This is a genomic window from Microbispora rosea (assembly GCF_044460045.1).
In the GTDB taxonomy this organism is placed as follows: Bacteria; Actinomycetota; Actinomycetes; order Streptosporangiales; family Streptosporangiaceae; genus Microbispora; species Microbispora rosea.
Genome location: NZ_JBITJO010000004.1, coordinates 437,288 through 458,340 on the forward strand (window position 1 = coordinate 437,288; position 21,053 = coordinate 458,340).

Annotated in this window: 20 protein-coding genes; 10 read left to right on the forward strand and 10 right to left on the reverse strand. The window is 71.9% G+C overall.

The window, feature by feature from the left end:
- Positions 1-9 precede the first annotated feature (9 nt).
- Together ACIBK1_RS19315 and ACIBK1_RS19320 are read right to left on the reverse strand one after the other, a co-directional pair.
- The gene (locus ACIBK1_RS19315; RefSeq protein WP_396736563.1) at positions 10-3,333 is read right to left on the reverse strand and encodes a DUF4153 domain-containing protein; all 3,324 of its coding nucleotides are present in this window, start codon (positions 3,331-3,333) and stop codon (positions 10-12) included.
- Between the two features lie 24 nt (positions 3,334-3,357).
- Positions 3,358-4,047 (reverse strand): response regulator transcription factor, encoded by a 690-nt coding sequence (locus ACIBK1_RS19320; protein WP_036408396.1) that lies wholly within the window; start codon positions 4,045-4,047, stop codon positions 3,358-3,360.
- A gap of 200 nt (positions 4,048-4,247) precedes the next feature.
- Between ACIBK1_RS19320 and ACIBK1_RS19325 the strand changes: the two genes are divergently transcribed.
- The gene (locus ACIBK1_RS19325) at positions 4,248-4,841 is read left to right on the forward strand and encodes a hemerythrin domain-containing protein (RefSeq protein WP_030511079.1); all 594 of its coding nucleotides are present in this window, start codon (positions 4,248-4,250) and stop codon (positions 4,839-4,841) included.
- A gap of 285 nt (positions 4,842-5,126) precedes the next feature.
- Positions 5,127-5,321, forward strand: a complete 195-nt coding sequence (locus tag ACIBK1_RS19330) for a hypothetical protein (RefSeq protein ID WP_030511078.1) — start codon at positions 5,127-5,129, stop codon at positions 5,319-5,321.
- 76 nt (positions 5,322-5,397) lie between these two features.
- Here the strand turns inward: ACIBK1_RS19330 and ACIBK1_RS19335 are convergent, their stop codons facing one another.
- Together ACIBK1_RS19335 and ACIBK1_RS19340 are read right to left on the reverse strand one after the other, a co-directional pair.
- On the reverse strand, positions 5,398-5,718 hold the full coding sequence (locus ACIBK1_RS19335) for a DUF3817 domain-containing protein (RefSeq protein WP_030511077.1): 321 nt from the start codon (positions 5,716-5,718) through the stop codon (positions 5,398-5,400).
- A gap of 68 nt (positions 5,719-5,786) precedes the next feature.
- A complete protein-coding gene (locus tag ACIBK1_RS19340) occupies positions 5,787-6,587 on the reverse strand; it encodes an SURF1 family protein (protein WP_396736565.1) in 801 nt (266 codons plus the stop codon).
- A 166-nt stretch (positions 6,588-6,753) separates the two neighbouring features.
- Between ACIBK1_RS19340 and ACIBK1_RS19345 the strand changes: the two genes are divergently transcribed.
- The gene (locus ACIBK1_RS19345) at positions 6,754-6,927 is read left to right on the forward strand and encodes a hypothetical protein (protein ID WP_167769296.1); all 174 of its coding nucleotides are present in this window, start codon (positions 6,754-6,756) and stop codon (positions 6,925-6,927) included.
- Between the two features lie 217 nt (positions 6,928-7,144).
- Positions 7,145-8,602, forward strand: a complete 1,458-nt coding sequence (locus ACIBK1_RS19350) for a flavin-containing monooxygenase (RefSeq protein ID WP_030511075.1) — start codon at positions 7,145-7,147, stop codon at positions 8,600-8,602.
- A 24-nt stretch (positions 8,603-8,626) separates the two neighbouring features.
- On the opposite strand, the gene ggt is transcribed toward ACIBK1_RS19350, so the two are convergent.
- Positions 8,627-10,417: a gamma-glutamyltransferase gene (gene ggt / locus ACIBK1_RS19355; RefSeq protein ID WP_396736570.1), complete on the reverse strand. Its 1,791-nt coding sequence runs from the start codon at positions 10,415-10,417 to the stop codon at positions 8,627-8,629.
- 207 nt (positions 10,418-10,624) lie between these two features.
- Here ggt and ACIBK1_RS19360 point away from each other — a divergent pair, with 207 nt between their 5' ends.
- Both ACIBK1_RS19360 and ACIBK1_RS19365 read left to right on the forward strand, forming a co-directional pair.
- The gene (locus tag ACIBK1_RS19360; RefSeq protein WP_076441823.1) at positions 10,625-11,782 is read left to right on the forward strand and encodes a sensor histidine kinase; all 1,158 of its coding nucleotides are present in this window, start codon (positions 10,625-10,627) and stop codon (positions 11,780-11,782) included.
- Entirely contained in the window at positions 11,779-12,441 is a 663-nt protein-coding gene (locus ACIBK1_RS19365; RefSeq protein ID WP_030511072.1) for a response regulator transcription factor, read from the forward strand. Before ACIBK1_RS19360 ends, ACIBK1_RS19365 begins: the two co-directional genes overlap by 4 nt.
- A gap of 27 nt (positions 12,442-12,468) precedes the next feature.
- Here the strand turns inward: ACIBK1_RS19365 and ACIBK1_RS19370 are convergent, their stop codons facing one another.
- Entirely contained in the window at positions 12,469-13,104 is a 636-nt protein-coding gene (locus ACIBK1_RS19370) for a TetR/AcrR family transcriptional regulator (RefSeq protein WP_036408392.1), read from the reverse strand.
- Between the two features lie 89 nt (positions 13,105-13,193).
- Between ACIBK1_RS19370 and ACIBK1_RS19375 the strand changes: the two genes are divergently transcribed.
- The 3 genes from ACIBK1_RS19375 to ACIBK1_RS19385 all read left to right on the forward strand — a co-directional run bounded on the left by ACIBK1_RS19375 (position 13,194) and on the right by ACIBK1_RS19385 (position 16,449).
- Entirely contained in the window at positions 13,194-14,669 is a 1,476-nt protein-coding gene (locus ACIBK1_RS19375; RefSeq protein ID WP_063754691.1) for a DHA2 family efflux MFS transporter permease subunit, read from the forward strand.
- A gap of 341 nt (positions 14,670-15,010) precedes the next feature.
- The gene (locus ACIBK1_RS19380) at positions 15,011-15,706 is read left to right on the forward strand and encodes an alpha/beta hydrolase (protein ID WP_030511069.1); all 696 of its coding nucleotides are present in this window, start codon (positions 15,011-15,013) and stop codon (positions 15,704-15,706) included.
- Between the two features lie 299 nt (positions 15,707-16,005).
- Entirely contained in the window at positions 16,006-16,449 is a 444-nt protein-coding gene (locus tag ACIBK1_RS19385) for an ester cyclase (protein WP_036408390.1), read from the forward strand.
- 173 nt (positions 16,450-16,622) lie between these two features.
- Here ACIBK1_RS19385 and ACIBK1_RS19390 read toward each other — a convergent pair whose 3' ends face one another.
- Both ACIBK1_RS19390 and ACIBK1_RS19395 read right to left on the reverse strand, forming a co-directional pair.
- Positions 16,623-17,441 carry a MerR family transcriptional regulator gene (locus ACIBK1_RS19390; protein WP_030511067.1) on the reverse strand — a complete coding sequence of 273 codons (819 nt, stop codon included), beginning with the start codon at positions 17,439-17,441 and terminating at the stop codon, positions 16,623-16,625.
- A gap of 51 nt (positions 17,442-17,492) precedes the next feature.
- Positions 17,493-18,101, reverse strand: a complete 609-nt coding sequence (locus ACIBK1_RS19395) for a TetR/AcrR family transcriptional regulator (RefSeq protein WP_396736577.1) — start codon at positions 18,099-18,101, stop codon at positions 17,493-17,495.
- Between the two features lie 174 nt (positions 18,102-18,275).
- Between ACIBK1_RS19395 and ACIBK1_RS19400 the strand changes: the two genes are divergently transcribed.
- Positions 18,276-19,193: an NmrA/HSCARG family protein gene (locus tag ACIBK1_RS19400; protein ID WP_030511065.1), complete on the forward strand. Its 918-nt coding sequence runs from the start codon at positions 18,276-18,278 to the stop codon at positions 19,191-19,193.
- 30 nt (positions 19,194-19,223) lie between these two features.
- Here the strand turns inward: ACIBK1_RS19400 and ACIBK1_RS19405 are convergent, their stop codons facing one another.
- Positions 19,224-20,384, reverse strand: a complete 1,161-nt coding sequence (locus ACIBK1_RS19405) for an anhydro-N-acetylmuramic acid kinase (RefSeq protein ID WP_030511064.1) — start codon at positions 20,382-20,384, stop codon at positions 19,224-19,226.
- 20 nt (positions 20,385-20,404) lie between these two features.
- On the reverse strand, positions 20,405-21,034 hold the full coding sequence (locus tag ACIBK1_RS19410) for a TetR/AcrR family transcriptional regulator (protein ID WP_030511063.1): 630 nt from the start codon (positions 21,032-21,034) through the stop codon (positions 20,405-20,407).
- Positions 21,035-21,053: the final 19 nt, after the last annotated feature.

Below are 21,053 nucleotides of genomic sequence, written 5' to 3' on the forward strand. Positions count from 1 at the left end.
CCGATTAGATCAGTCGTACGGACCGGACAGGCGCGAGAAGCCGGGGCAGTCGCGCGACCGCGAGACGGGCGGCACGACGGGCCTGCGCTCCAGCACCTCGCGGGCGCGGGCGCGGGCGAGGTTCCAGCCGTTCCACGGGTCCGGCCTCCACAGGTCGTTGAAGGCCACCACGTCGCTCAGCACGCAGCTGCGGTCGGGCTCGGGCAGGCGGTCGAGGATCGGCACGGCCTCCGCCCCCAGCTCGCTCAGATAGCCGTGGTCGAGCCGCTCCACACCCCGGACCGCCAGCTGGGTCTCGGCCACCCTCGCGTCGGGGTCCCACACCGCGAACGCCAGCAGCGACACCCCGGTGAGCAGCACGAGCGCGCGGAAGAACCAGGACGTGCCGCCGCCGGCCAGGCGGACCGCTCCCACCGCCAGGACCAGCACGAACACCGCGCCGAGCCACCAGATCGTCGCCTCCACCGAGGCGCGCAGCCGCGACAGGCCGTACGCGTCGGTGTAGAGGCCGAGCCGGTGCAGCGCCGAGGCGAGGATGACCAGGGTGAACGCGCACAGCAGGCCGAGCAGCACGGCGAGCAGCCAGCGGTCGGCCCGGCTCTCGCGGCGCAGCAGGGCGACCGCGGCCGCCACGATGCCGAGCACGAAGAGGCTGACCGTGACGAGTTCGAAGAAGCCCGACCTCGCGTACTCCGCGTAGGTGAGCCCCGCCGTCGTCAGCACCCTGCGGCTTCCGCCGAACAACACCGTGATCTGCACGGTCACGAACGCCGCGAACAGCACGTTCAGCCCGAGCAGCGGGATCACCCACACCTGACGGCCGAGGGACATCCGCAGGTCGGGCGCGGCGGGCTCGGCCACCGGCCGCAGGCCCACCAGCACCGCCGCCGCGGCCAGGCCCGCGAACACGCAGAACACGAAGATCCGGTAGGGCAGGCTCCTGACCCAGTCAGGGGTGCGCAGCAGGTCGCTGAGGAAGGCCGAGAAGACGGCGTCCGCGGAGGAGAACAGCAGGCCGAAGACGGCCAGCAGGACGACGGTCACGAGGGCGCTGACCAGTGTGGGCAGCATCCGGCGCCGTTTCAGTCTCCGGAGCGGCCCGGCCAGGAACCACGGCAGCGGCAGCAGCGCGAACACGACCGAGACCCCACCCTTGATCACCGCGAGCCAGCCCCGCCCGCCGCCCGACACCGCGAGGGACCCGACTCCGAACGCGGCCAGCAGCACCGGCCCGACCAGCCAGTCGGCGTCGCGGAAGAGCGCCACGGAGACCAGCGCGTACGCCAGGAGGCCGAAGGCCACCGTCCACGGCGTGATCCGGCCACGCCGGAGCGGCAGCACCACGGGGAACGCCGCGGCGCCCATCGCGACCCCCGTCAGCACGAACCCCAGCCCGGGCGACGCGTCCGGCAGGGCGACGGCGGCGACCAGACCGGCCGCCGCGGCGGCCGGCAGCAGCCACCGGGGCGCGTCCGGCAGCTCCGGTCGCGGGAACAGCGGCGGCGGCACGTACGCGGGCGGCGGCGGAGTGACCGGCATATGTGATGGCACAGCGCCCTGCCAGGGCGACGGCGGCGCGCCCGCCGGCGTGGGCCGGTGGGCCCATGACGAGCCGCGGCTCGCTCCCGCGATCGTGCCGCCGACGACGAACAGCAACACCACCACCGTGTCCAAGCCGAGGATGACCGAGACTGCCATCCCGATGAACAGCCCGGCGAACATGCCGACGCCCGTCCCGAGCGCCGCCCGCGCCAGCTGCCCGGCGCGGTCGTAGGCGGGATTCGAGGCAAGCACGTTCGAAGCGACCGCGTTCGAGGCAAGCGCGTTCGAAGCGACCGCGTTCGAGGCAAGCGTGTCCGAAGCGACCGCGTTCGAAGCGACCGCGTTCGAGGCAAGCGTGTCCGAAGCGACCGCGTTCGAAGCGAGGGTGTGCGGCGCGCGCGGCCCCGCGGCCGCATTCGCGTCCTGCACCGCCGCGTCCGGCTGGTCCGCAAGCTCCCCCTGCCCGGCCTCCGCTTGCTCGCCCCCGTCCGGGGTCCCGGGCGAGGACGCCCCCGCCTCCTCGCCTCGCACGATTTCGCCCCGCACGGCCTCGTCGCCGGTCTCCTCCGGCCTCTTCGCCGGAGCGAGGGCGTCGGCCGGGCCGGCCAGGCCGGCGCCCTCGTCCCGGGACGGGCCTCGCTCGCCGGGCCGGCCTTCTGCGCGTCCCGCGCCCGGCTCACGGACGTCCATGTCTCCCTTTCCGGCGTGGACGGGCCCGTCCGCGCTCTCTCCCGCCGTGCTCTCTCCCGCCGCGGACTCCCCGCGCAGCGGCAGCACGACGACCATCCGGCACCCCGGGGTCGTCTCCCGGCCTCTCCTCGCGGCCCGTCTCATGGCCGGGGCCGGGTCCGACACCGCGATCGACCCGCCGTGCAACTCGACGATCTCCTTGGCGATGGCGAGCCCGAGCCCGGCCCCGCCCGCGTCCGCGGCCCGTCCGGCGTCGAGCCGCGAGAAGCGCTCGAACACCCGGGCCCGCTCCACCTGCGGGATGCCGGGGCCGTCGTCGACCACGCTGATCTCCAGGTTCGCCCCGGACGGCCGCGCCTCCACCCGGACCGTGCCGCCGGACGGGCTGTGCCGTACGGCGTTGTCGAGCAGGTTGGCCAGCACCTGGGCGAGCAGGGCCCCGTCGGCGGACAGCACCGTCCCCGGACCGACCGCGCTCACCACTGTGACGTCGTCACGCGCGAGAGTCGCCTCCGAGACGGCCTGGCGGCACAACGACGCCAGGTCCAGCTCCTCCGGCTCGATCAGCCGGGCCCCCGAGTCGAGCCTCGACAGGTCGAGGAGCTGGGCCACCAGGCGGCCGAGCCGCTGCGTCTGGGCGAGGGCCGTGCCCAGGGTGTCGAGGTCGGGCGGCGTGACGCCGTCCACGATGTTCTCCAGCACGGCCTGCAGGCCGGTGATCGGCGTGCGCAGCTCGTGGCTGACGTTGGCCACCAGTTCGCGCCGTTGGCGATCGACCTCGGCGAGGTCGGCCGCCATGGCGTTGAAGGCCCGCGCCAGCTCTCCCACCTCGTCGCGGGAGGTCGCGCTCACGCGCAGGCCATACCGGCCCTTGGCGATCGTCTGCGCGGCGGCTGCCATCTCGCGCAGCGGCCGGATCATGCCGCGGGCGAGGAGCTGCACCATGATCAGCGCGAGCACGACGGCGATCGCGATCCTCAGATCGCGGGACAGGCCGGAGTTGATGCCGACCTCGTTGACGACGAACGCCGCGACCACGGCGAGCACGATCACGATGCCGAGCTTGACCTTGATACGGCCGAGGAAATCGAGCGGCCTCAACGCCTGGCTCTCCCTAATGAAGCGTCACGGACGGACGAGCGCGTATCCCACGCCATGGACGGTACGGACGACCTCCGGGCCGAGCTTGCGGCGCAGCGCGCGGACGTGGCTGTCCACGGTCCGGGTCGCGGCGGCCTCGGAGAAGCCCCAGATGTCCGACAGCAGCCGTTCGCGCTCGAAGACCTGGCCGGGCCGCTCGGCGAGACGCCGCAGCAGGTCGAACTCGGTCCGGGTGAGCTGGGCCTCGGCCCCGCGGACGAACACGCGGCGCTCGGCCGTGTCGATCTCGACGTCGCCGACCCGGATCACCGCGTCCTCGTGGGCCAGCAGGCTGGCCCGCTCCACCCGCCGCAGCAGCGCGTGGATCCTCGCGACGAGTTCCCGCATGCTGAACGGCTTGGTGATGTAGTCGTCGGCCCCCACCCCCAGGCCGACCAGGACGTCCGTCTCCTCGCCGAGCGCGGTGAGCATGAGCACCGGCACCGGCCGGGCGGCCTGCATCCTGCGGCACACCTCGAGCCCGTCCAGGCCCGGCAGCAGCCGGTCGAGGACGACGACGTCGGGCTCCGCCTTCGCGTAGGCCGCGAGCGCCCCCTCGCCGTCGCTCGCAACGCGCACGTCGAAACCCTCCGCCACGAGCCGGAGCCGTACGGCGTTCGCGATCGTGTCGTCGTCCTCGACCACGAGGACGCGGCGCTGCTGAGGGGTAGCCATGGAGGGAAGCGTAGATGCCCTCTGTGCAGAGCCGTCGTCCGGAAATGTGCAGATCCCGTGCATCCGGTGCAGGAAGGCCGCCCGCGCCGGCCGGGCCGGGGCCGCGGGCGGCCGCATCGCATCCGTGCGCCGAATCCGCAGGTCAGGGGTTTCGCTTCCCTGTTACGGGTAGCCCGGATATGACCAGGAAGGAGGCGCTAATGGACCGCCAGTCAAGGCCGGAGACCATGCGGGAGAACGACGTGATCGATCTCCTGACGCAGCAGCACGTTCTCATCCGGGAGCTGTTCGACGAGGTCGACAGAAGCCAGGGGGAGCAGCGCAGGGAGGCCTTCAGCCGCCTTGTCCGCCTGCTCGCCGTCCACGAGACGGCGGAGGAGGAGATCGTCCATCCCTACGCACGGCGCAAGCTGGTCGGCGGCGACACGATCGTGGACAACCGCCTGCAGGAGGAGGAAGAGGCGAAGGAGATGCTCAGCCGCCTCGACGACATGGACGTGACGACGCCGGAGTTCTCCCAGGAGCTGGAGAGGCTGCGGGCCGCGGTGTTCGCCCACGCCGCCGCCGAGGAGCGCTACGAGTTCTCCGAGCTCAAGGCCAGCACGTCCGAGGGTGAGCGCAGGGCGATGGCCGTGGGCGTCAAGGCAGCCGAGGCGATGGCTCCCACGCACCCGCACCCCGGGATCGAATCGGCGACGGAGAACATCCTGCTGGGAACGCCCGTCGCGATCATGGATCGAGCCCGCGACGTGATCCGCAAGGCGATGGGCAAGTCGGAGTCCGGCGAAGGCTGAGTCTCCAGGCGGGCCGCCGTACGGGACGGAGTCCGTCCCGTCGACACGGGAGCGCGGCCCATGCCGGACGACCGGGGAGCGTGCGCGGCGCCGCGGGGCCGGCGGGAGACGACGACTCGTCTCCCTGGCACCGCGGCGCCTCGCCGCGGAGGTGCGGCGCGGAGGTGCGACGGCCGGGATCGGGCCGGCCCCCGGGGTGTTCACGGAACTCGGCCGAGACCCCGGACGTTCTCCAGGCGACGCGGGACGACGTTCCGCGCGGGACCCGACACGAAAGGCCTGACGATGTCGCCACTGGGCAAGTACTACGTGGGCGCGGCGGTGGTGGCCGTGCTGGTCTTCATCCTTCCGGTGCCGACGCTTCTGGCCTGGCTGATCACGATCGGCGCGCTGGGTGCGCCGATCGTCGCCTACTTCATGCTGGACGAGTCGCAGCGGGCGCGGCTGCGGCGCATCCGCCGCCGCCAGATCGGCGGCTGACTCCCCACAAAGCTGAAGGACACAGAGCTGAAGGACACGGCCGGGTCGCGCTCGCGGCCCGGCCGTTCCGCGTCGCTCAGGAAGCGGTGGCGATCCTCCTGCGCGCCCGCTCGGTGACGCTGCGCTCCATCACGAAGGACAGGAACGGGATCGTGCCCGCGATGAGCACCAGCAGCAGATAGCCCACCGACCAGCGCGCCTTGATCAGGCCCAGGTTGATCGCGGCCACCAGATAGATCATGTACAGGAAGCCGTGGATCGGCCCGACGACCGCGACCATGGTGCCGCTGTCGAAGCCGTACTTGACGACCATGGCGGCACACAGTACGAGCAGCATCACGCCGACGATGTAGGCCATGACGCGGTAGAAGTTGAGCGCGGATTCCACGTCGATCATTACCTCTGCTGGGGAAACGGTCACCCCACGATATCCGTGCCACCCGGCGGTCCGGCCTCCAGGGCCGATCAGGCCTCCACGTGCGCGGCGGGCTCGGACGGCTCCGGCTCCGCGTCCTCCCGCTCCCGCCGCCCGCGCTGGGCGTCGCGTACGAAGTGGAACCACATGTACACGGCGAACAGCGCGAAGATCCACCACTGGAGGGCGTAGGCCAGGTTGCGCCAGGTGAAGCCGCCGCCGACGGTCGGCGGCGACACGGCCACCGGCGTGACGCGGGACGGCGGCTCCTGCGCGGCCGCGACGACGAACCCGTCCCGCACCCGCGCGTCCGGCCACAGGTTGATCAGCTCCGCCGTCGACACCGTGGCCACCTGGCCGCGTGGCAGGTTCCCGCTGCGCATCACGTCGTCGGTCTGCTCGGCCGGCCGCAGCCGCCCGGTCACGGTCACGGCGCCCTCGGGCGCGGCCGTGGCGGGGTCGTCCGCACGGGGAACCCAGCCGCGTACGACGGGGACGACCGTGCCGTCCGCGAGCCGCAGCGGCGTGAGCAGCCAGAATCCGCTCCCGCGAGCCGCCCGGCCGCCGGGGGCGGCGACGTCCGCGACCCGGTCGGCCACCAGCAGCTGGTGCGCGGCGTCGTAGGTCCCCGTGGCGGTCACCTTGCGGCTGATCGCGGTGCCGCTCACGTGCTGTCCCACCTGAGCCAGCTCGGTGACGGCCACGGGCGCGGGGTCGGGAGCCCGCTTCGGGGCGCCCGACGCCTCGAAGACGCCGAGCTGCCAGCGGCCGAGGAAGGTGAAGGACACGAGCACCCCGATGACCAGCAGGTGCAGGGCCACCAGCCGGGGAGCCAGGAGGGTGCGGAGCATGGATACAACGCTATCCGCCGACCACACCGGTCCGAAATCCGCGCCGGGGCCCGGGACGGGACCTCGCGAGACCGCCGTTTCCCGACTCGCCCAAGCGATTGCCAGGAGAGGGCAAAATCCGACAAATCACAGCGATGGCGCACCATGTGTCGCTAGAGTCTTGCCCATGTCCGACCCTCAGATCGACCCGGCCGGAAACACGCAGGCTTTCCGGGTGTTCGCGCAGCAGCAGGACGCGGAGGCCTCCAAGGAGCAGCCGTCCCGCCTGCCGATTTGGATCGCCGCCGGTGCGGCGCTCGTCGTGATCCTCGCCGTGGTGGCGTACCTCCTGGTCCGCTGACATACCTGTACCAGCCGCCGACGACCGCGCCCGTCGGCGGCTTTGTCATGCCCGCCGACGGTTCGGTTCTCCACCCGCATGACGTACGGTGAGGGGCGCCACGGCGTCCCCGCGACGGGCGCTCCCCGGCCGCTCCGGCCGTGCCGCATCGGCCCCTGGACCCGGCCCACCCGCGGGCATAGGTTGGACAGATCTTCCAATAGGACGGGGAGGACGCATGCCCAGTCCGGGCGTCACGATCATCGGTTCCGGGTTCGCCGGGCTGTGCATGGCCATCAAGCTCAAGGAAGCCGGCTACCACGACTTCGTGATCCTGGAGAAGGCCGGCGAGCTCGGCGGCACCTGGCGGGACAACACCTATCCCGGCTGCGCCTGCGACGTCCCCTCGCCGCTGTACTCCTTCTCGTTCGAGCTCAACCCCGGCTGGTCACGGCTGTTCTCCCCGCAGGAGGAGATCTGGGACTACCTGCGGGCCTGCGCTCGGAAGTACGACCTGGAGCCCCACCTGCGGTTCGGCACGGAGGTCAGCGGGCTGGAGTACGACGACGAGCGGGCCCTGTGGCGGGTGTCGACCGGCGACGGGGAGACTTTCGAGACCCACGCCGTCGTCTCCGGCGTCGGCGCCCTGCACGTGCCGTCGCTCCCCGAGATCCCCGGGCGTGAGCGCTTCACCGGCACGGCGTTCCACTCCGCCCGGTGGGACCACTCCGCGGACCCGGCCGGCAAGCGCGTCGCCGTCGTCGGCACCGGTGCGTCGGCGGTCCAGTTCGTCCCCGTCGTCGCCGAGCAGGCGAGCCGGCTCACCGTCTTCCAGCGCACCCCGCCGTGGATCCAGCCCAAGCCGGACCTGCCGATAGCCGGACGGCTGAAACGGGCCATGGAGACGCCCGGCGGCGCCCGCCTGCTGCGCGACGCCGTCTACTGGCTGCTGGAGACCCGAGCCGTGGGCTTCACGATCGACCCGCGGCTGATGAAGGTCCACCAGGCGATGGCCGAGCGGCACCTGGCCCGGCAGGTGCCCGACCCCGGGATGCGCGCGAAGCTGACGCCCGACTACACCATCGGCTGCAAGCGGATCCTGCTGTCCAACGACTACTATCCCGCGCTGACCAGGGACAACGTCGAGCTGGTCACCGACGGGATCACCGAGATCAGGGAGCGGTCGATCGTGGACGCCGCGGGGCGCGAGCACGAGGTCGACATGATCGTGTACGGCACCGGCTTCAAGGTGGTCGACGCGCTCAACGAGCAGAACATCGTCGGCAGGAACGGCGTCAAGATCCAGGACGCGTGGCGCGACGGCGTCGAGGCCTACTACGGGATCACGACCGCGGGTTTCCCCAACCTGTTCTTCCTGCTCGGCCCCAACACCGGTCTCGGGCACTCCTCGGTCGTCTTCATGATCGAGTCGCAGGTCCGCTATGTCATGGACTGCCTGCGGCTGCTGTCGAGGACCAAGGCGAAGGCCCTGGACGTGCGGCCGGCGGCGCAGCGGGCCTTCAACGACCGCCTCCGGCAGCGGCTCGACCGGCTGGTGTGGAACGAGGGCGGCTGCACGAGCTGGTATCTCGACGAGCACGGCAGGAACCGCACGCTGTGGCCCGGCTTCACCTTCGAATACTGGGCGCGGACCCGGAAGGTGAAGCCGGCGGCCTACGAACTCATCGGCGCCTGAGACCGACTGGGGGGCTGATTCGGATCAGCGGCGCGGGCTGACCACGAGGGCGCTGCCTCCGCCACGCCTGGCCGGCTCGGCGGCCGCCTGGACGCGGCCGTTCTCCAGGAACTCCAGGCCGGTCGCCGCGCCGATCTCCCCCGCCGGCGGCCCGGGAACGTCCGTCAGCGTGTGACCGAGCGCGGTCAGCTCCGCGCCGTACCGGTCGGCGAACGCGGGCTCGGCCTGGGTGGCGGCGGTGTTGCGCTGCGAGGCGCGCGGCGCGGCCACGGCCTCGGGGAGCGACATGCCGAAGTCGAGCCGGTTCACCAGGATCTGCAGCACCGTCGTGATGATCGTCGCACCGCCGGGCGAGCCGACGGCGAGCAGCGGCGTGCCGTCCTTGAGCACGATGGTCGGGGCCATGGACGACCTCGGGCGCTTGCCGGGGGCGGGCAGGTTGGGGTCGCCCGGCGCCGGGCCGAAGGTGAAGTCGGTCAGTTCGTTGTTGAGCAGGATGCCGCGGCCGGGCACCACGATCCCGCTGCCGCCGGTCTGCTCGATCGTGATGTTGTAGGCGGCCACGTCGCCCCAGCGGTCGGTCACCACGAGGTGGGTGGTCTCGGGACCCTCCTTCTTCTCCTCGGGCACCGAGCCCGCCGACGCCCCCGGGGACCCCTGCGCCGCCGCGGGGCACGCCGTGTAGGAGCCGTCGGGCGAACCCGGCGCGGCGGGGTGCGCCATCGCCCGCGGGCCGATCAGGCAGGCGCGCTCCTTGGCGAACCCGTCGGACAGCAACTGCTCCAGCGGCACGTTCACGTACGCCGGGTCGCCGACGTAGGCGTTGCGGTCGGCGAACGCGAGCCGGGACGCCTCCAGATACTCGTGCAGGCCGACCTTCGGGAGGGCCTCCAGGATCTTCAGCGCCTCTCCCACCGTTGATCCGCCGGACGACGGCGGCGCCATGCCGTACACGTCGAGGCCCTTGTACGCGACCTTGGTGGGCGGCCGTTCGAGCGCCCGGTAGGCCCTGAGGTCGGAGACCTCCATCAGCCCCGTCCTGACGTTCCTGGTGGCCCCCCGGCGCACCGGCGGTTTCTTCACGGTCGCGACGATCTCCCGGCCGAGCGCCCCGCCGTACAACCAGTCCGGGCCGCGGATGCTCAGCTCACGGTAGGTGCGCGCGAGGTCGGGGTTACGGAAGACCGAGCCGACCGGCGGCGGCTCCCCGCCCGGCAGGTAGAGCGAGGCGGTCGAGGTGAAGTCGGCGAAGCGGGCGGCGTTCTGCTCCGTCTGGTCGTGGAACGTCTGGTCGACGACGAAACCCTTCTCGGCGATCTCGATCGCGGGGCGCAGCGCCTGCCGCATCGGCATCGTGCCGTAGCGGCGCAGCGCCAGGTCCCACTGCGCCACGCTGCCCGGGACGCCGACCGACAGCCCGCTCGTGACGGCCTCGTCGAACGGGATGCCCTCGAACGCCGTCGAGGTCATCGCCCGCGGGGCGGTCTCGCGCCCGTCGATCGTGGTCACCTTCCGCTTGCGGGCGTCGTAGTAGACGATGAAGCCGCCTCCGGCGAGCCCCGCCGAGTAGGGCTCGGTCACGCCCAGTGCCGCGGCCCCCGCCACCGCCGCGTCCATCGCGTTGCCGCCCTGGCGCAGCACCGAGAGCGCCGCCTTGCTCGCGTCGAGGTCCACGGTGGCCACGGCCCCGCCGTACCCCTCCGCGACCGGCCGCTTGGCCTCCGGGGCGGGCCGCACCGGCGCGGCGTGGACGGGCGGCGCGAGGAAGCCCACGAACGTGACCAGCCCCAGCGACGCGACGACGACGCTCCTCATGCCCCGGCACCTCCAGCACGACGTGACCGATCACTCCAGCATGACTCACGGCAGTCAATATCGCTGCGGGATTGTCCGCTTTTGGACGCCGATCCTGGCCGAGCACGCCGGCAGGCGACGCGGCGAACGCGCTACTCCTTCCGGCGTACGGCGGACTGCCGCGCGGGGCGGATGCGGTGACCAGCGGTGATGGCCTAGCGTGCGGGTGTGCGTTCCCGTTCCGCCGTGTACCACCGCATCGATCCCGTTCTGCCGATCATCGTCGGGATCCTCCAGGTGTTCCTGTCGATAGGCGCCCAGTATGGGCAGTTGCGGAACCCGGACCTCGGACGGGTGCCGCTGACCTGGTGGGGCTACGCGCTGCTGCTGGTCGGGCCGCTCGCGATCGCGCTGCGCCGCCGCGCGCCGGTCGCCGCGCTGGTCGTCACGTTCACGGCCACCTCGGTCTACATGCTGTTCGACTACGCGTACGGGCCGGTGTTCCTCAGCCCGATCATCGTGATCTTCAATGCGGTGCTGTCGGGACACCGTCGCGCGGCGTGGCTGTCGGCGGGGGCGTTCTTCCTGTTCGTCGTCGCCTACGCCACCTGGCTCATCCCCCATCGCGCGAGCCTCTTCCACCACACCGCGGTCGCGGCCTACCTGCTGCTCACGCTGACCGTCGCGGAGTTCCACAGGATGCGCCGCGAGCGCCTGGCCGAGCGCCGGCGGGTGGCGCAGGAGGAGGCACGGCGGCAGGCGAGCGAGGAACGGCTCACCATGGCCCAGGAGCTGCACGACGTGCTCGCCCACAACATCTCGCTGATCCACGTGCAGGCGTCCACCGCCCTGCACATCCTGGACGACCACCCCGAGCAGGCCCGCACCGCGCTGACCACGATCAAGCAGGCGTCCAAGGACGTCCTGACCGAGATGCGCGGCGTGCTGAGCCTGCTCAGGGACGGCGCGCCGCGCTCCCCCATGGCCGGGATGGCCCATCTCGCCGACCTCGCCGAGCGCAGCGGCCTGCCGGTCGCGGTGGAGGTCACCGGGCAGGAGCGCCCGCTGCCCGCCGGCATCGACCGGGCCGGCTACCGGATCGTGCAGGAGTCGCTGACCAACGTCTCGCGGCACGCGCCCGGCTCCCGGGTGACCGTACGCGTGGCGTACGCGCCGGAGGAGCTGACCGTGGTGATCGAGGACGACGGCGCGGGAACGGCGCGGGCCGAGGCGGGCCTCGGCAGCGGCAACGGCATCCCCGGCATGCGCGAACGGGCCGCGGCGCTCGGCGGGTCGCTGGCGGCGGGCCCCCGGCCCGGCGGCGGCTTCCGCGTCGAGGCCCGTCTCCCTCTCCCCCCGTCCGCCGGCCAGAAGGAGCCGAAGTGATACGCGTGCTACTCGCCGACGACCAGGCACTGGTCCGGGCCGGGTTCCGGGCCCTGCTCGACGCGCAGGAGGGGATGACCGTCGTCGGTGAGGCGGGCGACGGCGAGCAGGCCGTCCTGCTCACCCGCGACCTGCGTCCCGACGTGGTGCTGATGGACATCCGCATGCCCGGCACCGACGGCCTGACGGCCACCCGCCGCATCGGCGACGACCCCGCCCTCACCGACGTGAGGATCGTCATGCTCACCACGTTCGAGCTGGACGAGTACGTCTTCGAGGCCCTGCGCGGCGGCGCGAGCGGCTTCCTGGTGAAGGACACCGAGCCGGCCGAGCTGATCCAGGCCGTGCGGGTGGTGGCCTCCGGCGACGCCCTGCTGTCCCCCGGCGTGACGCGCAGGCTCATCGCGGAGTACGTCGCCCGCGCCAAGGAGCCCGGCATCGCGACCCGCCTCGACCCGCTCACCGAACGGGAGCGGGAGGTGCTCTCGCTCGTGGGCACCGGCATGACGAACGACGAGATCGCCGCCAGGCTCTACATGTCCCCGGCGACGGCCAAGACCCACGTGAGCCGCACGATGAGCAAGCTCCACGCGCGCGACCGTGCCCAGCTCGTCGTCATCGCGTACGAGTCGGGCCTGGTCAAACCCGGCTGGCTCTGAGGCGCCGTACGGCCGCGCCGGGTCAGGTCAGACGGCCGCCACCGGACCCGGCGCGTCGTGGTGGCCGCGGACGAGGGGGAGGAAGAGCTCGTCGAGGATCGACCGGATGCGTGCGGGCTTCGGAGGTTCGAGGTCCATGAGCAGGTCGTGACGCACCAGGTCGAACGGCATGGCGAGCACCGCGGGAGGGATCCGGTCCAGATCGATCTCGCCGCGGTCGTGGGCGCGCTGGTAGATGGCCCGGACGCGGGGGAGCCGCTGGTCGCCGATGATCCGGTCGCGCACCTGGGCGGGAGTGAGCCCGGTGCTGGTCAGCAGCCCCGAGAAGGCGGCGGCCGCGGTGACGGCGAAGAAGGCGGCGCGGGCCTCGGCCATGCCGGTCAGCGCGGCGAGGAGGTCGCCACGCAGGGTCCCTGTGTCGGGGAGGTCGACCGGGTGGCTGCTGCGGTAGTGCTCCAGCGCGGCGAGCACGAGCTGGTCCTTGTTGGCCCAGCGGCGGTACAGCACCGCGATGCCGGTGCCTGCGCGGGTGGCGACGGACTCCATCGTCAGTCTCGCGAAGCCGGCCTCGGCCAGCTCGTCCCAGGCCGCGTCCAGCAGCGCGGCCTCAAGCTCGGGCCCGCGCCGGCGTCGGCGGGAGGACGCGGCGGCAGATGTGGTCACGGCTCCACTATAAGAAAGGTTTGCATTCCCTAGCAACGCGCCCTACTCTCCCAAGAGATGGATTCCTCTCTTATGTCGAGGGCGGGACGATGACCGAGACCACCGAGGCGAAGCTGTCGCCACAGGTGAAGAACGCGCTGATCGCGCTGATCGTGGGCGGGATCGCGGCGATCCTCGACTCGACGATGGTGACGCTGGCGATCCACACGCTGGCGGTGCGGCTGCACTCGACCGCCGGCACGATCCAGTGGGTCACCACCGGCTTCCTGCTGGCGATGGCCGTCGCGATCCCGGTCACCGGGTGGGCCGAGCGCCGCTGGGGCGGCAAGCGGGTCTGGATGGCCGCGCTGGTGCTGTTCGTGCTCGCCTCGGTGCTGTGCGCGGTGGCGTGGAACGGCGCGAGCCTGATCGGCTTCCGGGCGCTGCAGGGCTTCGGGGCAGGGCTGATCTTCCCGCTGATGCAGACGCTCGCGGTGAGAGCCGCGGGCGGACAGGTCGGCAGCCGGTTGATGGCGGCCGTCAGCCTGCCGATCGCGCTCGGCCCGATCCTCGGCCCGGTGATCGGCGGGGTGATCCTGAACGGGCTGGGCTGGCGCTGGCTGTTCCTCGTCAACGTGCCCGTGATCGCCGCCGGGCTGCTGCTGGCGTGGCGGTTCCTGCCCGCCGACCACCCCGGCTCCCCCGCCGGGCGCGGGCGCCCGGACTGGATCGGCCTGGCGCTGCTCGCGCCGGCGCTGACGGGGATCCTGCTCGGCCTGTCGCAACTGTCCGAGGACGGCGGGATCGGCCACGCCGGGGTGCTGGCGCCGCTGCTCGCCGGGGTCGTCCTCCTGGCCGCGTTCGTCGTGTGGGCGTCGCGGCCCGGCGAGCGCGAGCCGATCGTCGACGTCCGGCTGCTGCGCGTGCGCTCGCTCGGCAGTGCCTCCGCGGTCCTGTTCACCGCCGGCGCGGCGATGTACGCCGGCATGTTCCTGCTGCCGCTGTACTACCAGCAGTTGCGAGGCGACAGCGTGCTGGACGCCGGGCTGCTGCTGATCCCGCAGGGTGTGGGCGCGCTCGCCTCGCGCTTCGTGATCGGCCGGCTGGTCGACCGATTCGGGGCCCGCGCCCTGACGATCGCCGGCTTCCTGCTCGCCGCCGTCGCCACCGTCCCGTTCGCGCTCGCCGGGCCGGGCACGGACCTGTGGTGGCTGGGAGCCGTGCTGCTGGTTCGCGGCCTGGGGACCGGGGCGGTGCTGATCCCGCCGATGTCCGTCGCCTACCAGGACATCCGGCCGGCGGGCATCCCGCACGCCACCATGAACACCCGCATCGCTCAGCAGGTGGGAGCCTCGTTCGGCACCGCCGTCGTCGCCGTCGCCCTGCAGTCGCTGCTCGGCCACGGCGCCACCGGCGCCTTCCAGGGCGCGTTCTGGTGGGCGGCCGGCATCGCCGTCGTGGCGATCGTCCCCGCCGTCGCCCTCCCGGCCCGCCGACCCGCGAGCCGATCACCTGCGGCCGCGCCGGTGCACGACGACGAGACCGCAGGCAGCCGAGTGGACGCGCAGGAAGAGGCCGCCCACTAGTAGTGCTTGCGGGGGCGCAAGGCCCCCATGCGGCGATTCGTGCAACTTGAATGTCGGTCATGATCCAAATGAGGGTGGTGCCCCATTGAGGCAATCGTCGACACTGCGTGGGCTGCGCAGACCTCTTAGATTGTGAACGTAATCACAGATGCGGCCGGGCGGACAACCTGGTCAAGCCGCGCCACCGGCAGGCCGGGAGGGGTTTTTCCTTGCGACAGGGGGGCTCGCCCCCGCCTCATAGATAATTGGTGACATCTATCACGTGGACGCTGTGAGGCGGGGGCCTGCATGATGGGCCCGCACATCGTGCCCAACACATCACCTGCCCCTATGAGGTTCGAATGCCCCTGCCGTCGCTGTTGCTGGTCCCCGGAGCGTGGCACAAGCCCGAGCATCTGCAACTCCTCATCGATGACCTGCCCGGCATCAATGTCCACACCGTGGCCCTCACCTCGTGTGGCGACGATCCCAAGGCGCTGGGCGACATGTACTCTGACGCGGCCGCCATCAGGGCCGCGGTCGAGGCGATCGGCGGCCCCGTGGTCGTCGTCGCGCACTCCTACGGCGGCGTCCCCACCACGCAGGCACTCGCCGATGCGTCCAACGTCAAGAGCATCGTCTACCTCGCCGCGTTCCAGCTCGACGCAGGAGACTCCCTGCTGTCGAGCGCGGGCGGCGACCCGGCACTTTGGTGGGAGTTTCACCGGCAGGAGGGTGTCGGCGACTTCCTGACCGTCGCGAACCCGGTCGAGGTGTTCTATGGCGACGTGGACAGCAGCGTTGCCGAGAAGGCGGCGGCAGCCCTGGGTTACCAGTCCTACGCCGCCACCACCCAGAAGCTGACCGCGGTCGCCTGGCAGACGATTCCGAGCACCTACATCATCTGCGAAGCAGACGGCGCCATCCCGCCCTTCGTCCAGGAACTCTTCGCGAAGCGTGCCGACAGGACGCTGCGGCTGAACAGCTCGCACTCTCCCTTCCTGTCGCAGCCCTCCGCACTCGCCCAGCTCATCAGGCACGAACTCAGCCTGCCCTGAGCCGGCCGGCGCGGACTTCAGCCGGAGCGTGAGCCCGGCTGCCCCTGCCGCCCGCCGGTCGCCGTCCACTGCGGCCGGCGGGCCCCCAACCGCTTCCCCACGACTCCGCGGGATGCCGCTCGCGGGCAAGCAGGAGATGCGATCGGCGAGCGCGGCAAGGGTTTACACGAATTTGCCCTGGCTGGGATATTGCTGGGCAGCCCCTGGCGTGTCCGCGACGGCCTCGTGGTCCATAGTCGGCCTACCCGTGGGTAGTGTGATAAAAGGGTCTATTTTCCGACCACGGAGAGGTTACGGCCATGGTCGACAAGTGGGAGATTAAGCGCGGGCTGGCCGACGCGATCAACGACCACGACGTGCATCGAATGCTTGATTTCTTCGCCGAGGATGCCGTCTTCGTCTCTCCCGTAGGGCTGGCAGAGGGACACGAACAGATCGCGTGGTTCTTTGAGCAATTCTTCAAGGGATTTCCGGACCTCCACCTGGCGGTGTGGTACGAGGCCACCGATACCGACAACCCCATGATGGTCGAATGGACGGGGACCGGCACGCACACCGGACCGGTTCTGCTGCCCGACGGGCAGGAACTGGAAGCGACAGGCCGCCGCATCACTCTGCGCGGCACCTGCGCCTCGTTCGTCGAGAACGGAAAAATCGTCACGCACCGGGAGTACTTCGACCAGTTGGAGCTGTACACACAGCTCGGCTTGCACTTGTCAAGAGACGAGCCGGCCACCGCGTAGCCCCTCCTACAGCGGATTGCCCGATTCGGTGGACAAGTCCGCTTGCCGGCCGAGAGTTCGAACTCTACTGCGGCAGCCTCCGCCAGCGTGCCCGGCGGCGCCGAAGGTGGTCGCGGTCCTGCTCGCAACGACCACCCTGATCACCTGACAAAGCACTACTAGGTCGTGTCTCCCTAACCGGCGAGCGGCTCCTGGAGTTCGGTGACCCACCCGGCGGGGTCGTCAGGGCACTCCAGGTAGAGCTCCCTGGCGTACCCGGCGGAGCGATGATCGCCGTCCGCGATCCACCGGGCCAGCGTCTGCTCGGTCGAAAGGACGTCGTCCATCGGGCCGCGATGCACGATCGTGGCCGCCCGCTCGATCGCGGGCAGGTCCACGACCGCGAAGTCGTGACCGTCCTCGGGCGCGACCGCGACCGGCATCGCCGCGTGCGCGAGGATCCCGTCGCCGCCGGGAGCGTCCTCGTAGTAGGCGATCCCCGGCCCCACCGGGGTCACCCCGGCCTCGTCCAGCCTGCGGCACAGCTCCTGGAACAGCGGGCCCACGACCGGGCCGATGTCCCGGGGTTCGTAGCTACGCGCCACGCCGCTGAGTTCCGCCACCCGGACGGCGGGGATGCGCTTGACCACCACGTCATCGGTGTTCATGTGTCCCTCACTCTCGATCGTCCGGAGCCTCGCCTCGACCTGGGCCAGCCGGTCCGCCGCGGCGGCCATCGCCGCCTCCAGCTCGGCCTGCCGCAGCCGCAGCATCCCGCGCAGCTCGGCGGCGCTCACCTGCTCGTCCAGGATCTCCCTCACCTGCCTGAGGGTGAAGCCCAGGTCCTTGAGCGCGGTGATCCGGTTGAGCCGGGCGAGCTGGCCCGCCTCGTAGAAGCGGTAGCCACTCGCAGGATCGACGCGGGCCGGGCGGAGCAGCCCGATCGCGTCGTAGTGGTGCAGCATGCGGACCGACACGCGGCCGTGCCTGGCGAAGTCTCCGATCGTGAACATGATGCGGCCGATTCCAGCGCCTCACACGGTGTCAGGGTCAAGCGCCGCCTGTCAGGCAGTAGGTGGCAGGGGCGGCAGGAGGCGCGCTCCCTCGGACCGCAGGCCGTCGAAGATCAGGTGAAGGTATCGGCGCCAGGCCCCCGTGACGCCCCGCTCCGGCGCGGCGGCCTGGCAGGCCGCCGTCAGCATCCGGATCACATCCTCCCCGGTGATGTCACCGCGGACGACACCCTCCCTTCTGGCTCGGGCGGTGAGCGCCTCAGCGACGCCGGACAGGCGGCCGGCGGCGGCGCGAACCACCGGATCCCCGCGGACGTCCGTGGTCGCCGCCTGGCAGAAGGAGCGGTCGCTCACGTGCAGCTCCACGCCCGCCGTCATGAACTCCAGCAGGGCCGCCTCCGGGTCCGCGTCCTCCAGCAGCGTGCGCCCCGTGGCCGCGAGCTCGTCGAGCCGGTCGGACACGATCGCGGCCGCCAGCGACTCCTTGGTCGCGAAGTGGCGGAAGACCGTGCCCTTCCCGATGCCCGCGCGCTGCGCGATCTCGGAGATCGACACCTCCATGCCGTGTTCGGCGAACGCCTCACGCGCGGCGGCGAGCAGCGACTGGCGGTTGCGGACGGCGTCGGCCCGCAGGCGGTGTGTCTGCGATGGGGTCGGCACGTGGCGCCTCGCCTCCCAACTGGTGTTTCCGGCGACCTTAGCACAAGTTGACCGCACGGTCCGGTTATGCCAGATTCAATCTGACCGTGCGGTCCGTTTATCGGCGCGGCCCGCTCGACGTCGCCACCGGCCGTGTGAGCGGCCGCGCATCGAGATGGACAGGAAGGTCAGATCATGGACGACAGACGGCATACGGTCCTGGTCGTCGGAGCGACCGGCACCCAGGGATCGGCCGCGGCGCGCGGCCTGTTGCGCCGCGGCCACCGGGTGCGCGCCCTGACCCGCGAACCCGGCCGCGCCCGGCACCTGACCGAGTTGGGCGCCGAGGTGGCCGTCGGCGATCTCGGCGACCCGGCGGCGGTCGAAGCCGCACTCGACGGTGTGACCGCCGTGTTCGCGGTGCCGCTCCGCGATCCCGGCGACGACGGCGCCGAGCTGGCGAACGCCGCCTTCCTCATCGAGGCGGCCAAGCGCTCAGGCGTCCGGCACTTCGTCCAGACCTCCGTGGCCGGCACCGGCGATCTGTCCCGCATGCCCCGCTGGGGCACCGGCCACTGGAACGAGGCGTACTGGGAGACCAAGCACCGGATCGAGGAAGCCGTTCGCGACGGCGGCCTGCCCGCCTACACCATCCTCAAGCCGTCGTTCCTCATGGAGAACCTCCTTCCGCCCAAGGCGCCGCTGATGTTCCCCGAACTGGCCCGGGGTGAGATCGTCACTGCCGTCGGGCGGCATGTCAGAGTGCAGATGATCAGCGCCGGTGACCTCGCGGCCTTCGCCGCCGCGGCGCTCGAACGTCCCGGCCGCTTCTCCGGACAGAGCATCGAACTGGCCGCCGAAGCGCTGACCATGCACGAAGTGGCCGCCACGATCGGCGCCGTCACGCAGCGGACCGTCAGGGCGGTCGCGCTCACCCCGTCGCAGGCCGTCGCCGCGGGTCGTCCACTGGCGGTCGTCCGCGGCGAGGAATGGCTCAACGAGGTGGGATATCACGCTCCGATCGAGGCGCTCGCCCCCTACGGCGTCGCTCTGACCGGCTTCAAGCAGTGGGCGCAGACGCACCGCTCCAGGCTCCGCCAGACCGGCGGCTGATCAGGACGTCCGTCTCCGATCCCAGGCGCCTCACCCGGTGCCGGGCGCAACGGCGCTCATGCGGATGCGGCGGGGCGGCGCGGCGAGCGGTTCCGGCAGCCGCAGCGGCCCGCGGCCCGGCGTGACGGTGCCGAGCACCCGAGGCCCGGCCGCGCCCGTGCACGCGGGCACCGTGCCGGGCAGGCCGTGCGCCGTCAGCCAGCCGAGATAGGAGAACGCGATCGCCTCCTTGGCGTCCGAGGGCACGCCGAGGTCGTCGCTCGGCAGCAGCCGCACGCCTCGGGCCCGCTCACGCAGCGCGCTCATCAGGGCGGGGTTGCGCACGCCGCCGCCGGAGACGACGACCGTGCCGAGCCCGTGCCGCCGGATCTCCGCCGCGACCGTCTCGGCGGTGAGCGCCGTGAGCGTCGCCACCACGTCCGCCAGGCCCAGCGCGTACGGCCCGGCGATCCGGTCCGGATAGCCCGCGTGGAACAGTTCCTTGCCCGTCGTCTTGGGCGGCGGCCGGTGATAGTAGGGCTCGGCGAGCAGCTCGGCCAGCAGGCCCTCGTGGACCTTGCCCGCCGCGGCCAGCCTGCCGTCCTCGTCGTACGGCATGCCGGTGGCGGCGCGCACGGCCGCGTCCGTCAGCGCCGAGGCCGGGCCGGTGTCGTAGGCGAGCGGGGGCTCGCACACGGTGAGGTTGGCGATGCCGCCGAGGTTCAGCGCGCCGGCCCGCCCCGCCGACGCGGGCAGCCCGGACAGCAGCGGCAGGTCGAAGGCGGACACGAGCGGCGCGCCCTGGCCGCCCGCGGCCACGTCGCGCACCCGCAGGTCCGACACGACCGGCACCCCGAGCCGCTCGGCGATCCAGGCGGGCTGCCCGAGCTGGAGCGTCCCCCGCACGCGCCCGTCCTCCACCCAGTGGTACATCGTCTGCCCGTGCGAGCAGACGAGGTCGGCGGCCGGGCAGGCCGCCGCCGCCTCGGCGAACGCCCGGCCCACGAGCGTGTCGAGGCGGCAGACCTCGCCCATGTCCGTGCGGTCCGGCGGCAGCGCGGCGACGATCGAAGCCCGCAGCTCAGGCGGGTAGGGCACCGTGCCGGTGTGCTCCACGACACCGGTGAGCAGGTCGCCGTCCCGCGACCAGCGGACGAGCGCGCAGTCGATCCCGTCGTGGGAGGTTCCCGACATCAGCCCGAGTACGCGCACACCTGCCTCGCGAGGATTCTTCAGCCGGCTCTCGGCGGGAGGCCGACGAGCTTGGTGAGGAAGCGGTCGATCTGCTCCTCGGCGGGCGGCCAGGACAGGTCGGGCTCGTTGATCCGCTGCGACAGCATGCCGTTCACCGCCGTGCGCAGGTCGATCGCGACGGTCGCCGCGTCGTCAGGCGGGGCGACCCCGGCGTCCATGCAGCGCCGGACCGCCTCCGTGGTCCTGGCGACCAGCACCTCCTTGAACGGCATGCCGAGCCGCCGGTGGACCGCGCTCTCGTGCAGCACCTTGTAGAGGCCCGGATGCTCGTGCGCCCACGCGGCCTGCGCGAGGATGCGGGCCCGCAGCCGCGCCGCGGGGTCCTCCTGCGCCGCGTCCGCCTCGTCACCGGTCCGCACCAGCTCCTCGTGACAGCGCCGCAGCACCGCGAGCACGAGCGCGTCGCGGTCGGGAAAGTGCAGGTAGACCGAGGTGGCCGCGATCGACACCTCGCGCGCCACGGCACGCAGCGACAGCGCCTCGTCGTCGGCGAGCTCATCGAGCATGCGCATGGCCGCCGCGACGATCTCCTCGCGCAGCCGCTCGCCCTGCCCCCGCGCGTTCGGACGGCGGCGGGCGGCGGGGGTCGGGGGCGTGGTGGATTCCATGACCGGCCCATTGTACGAG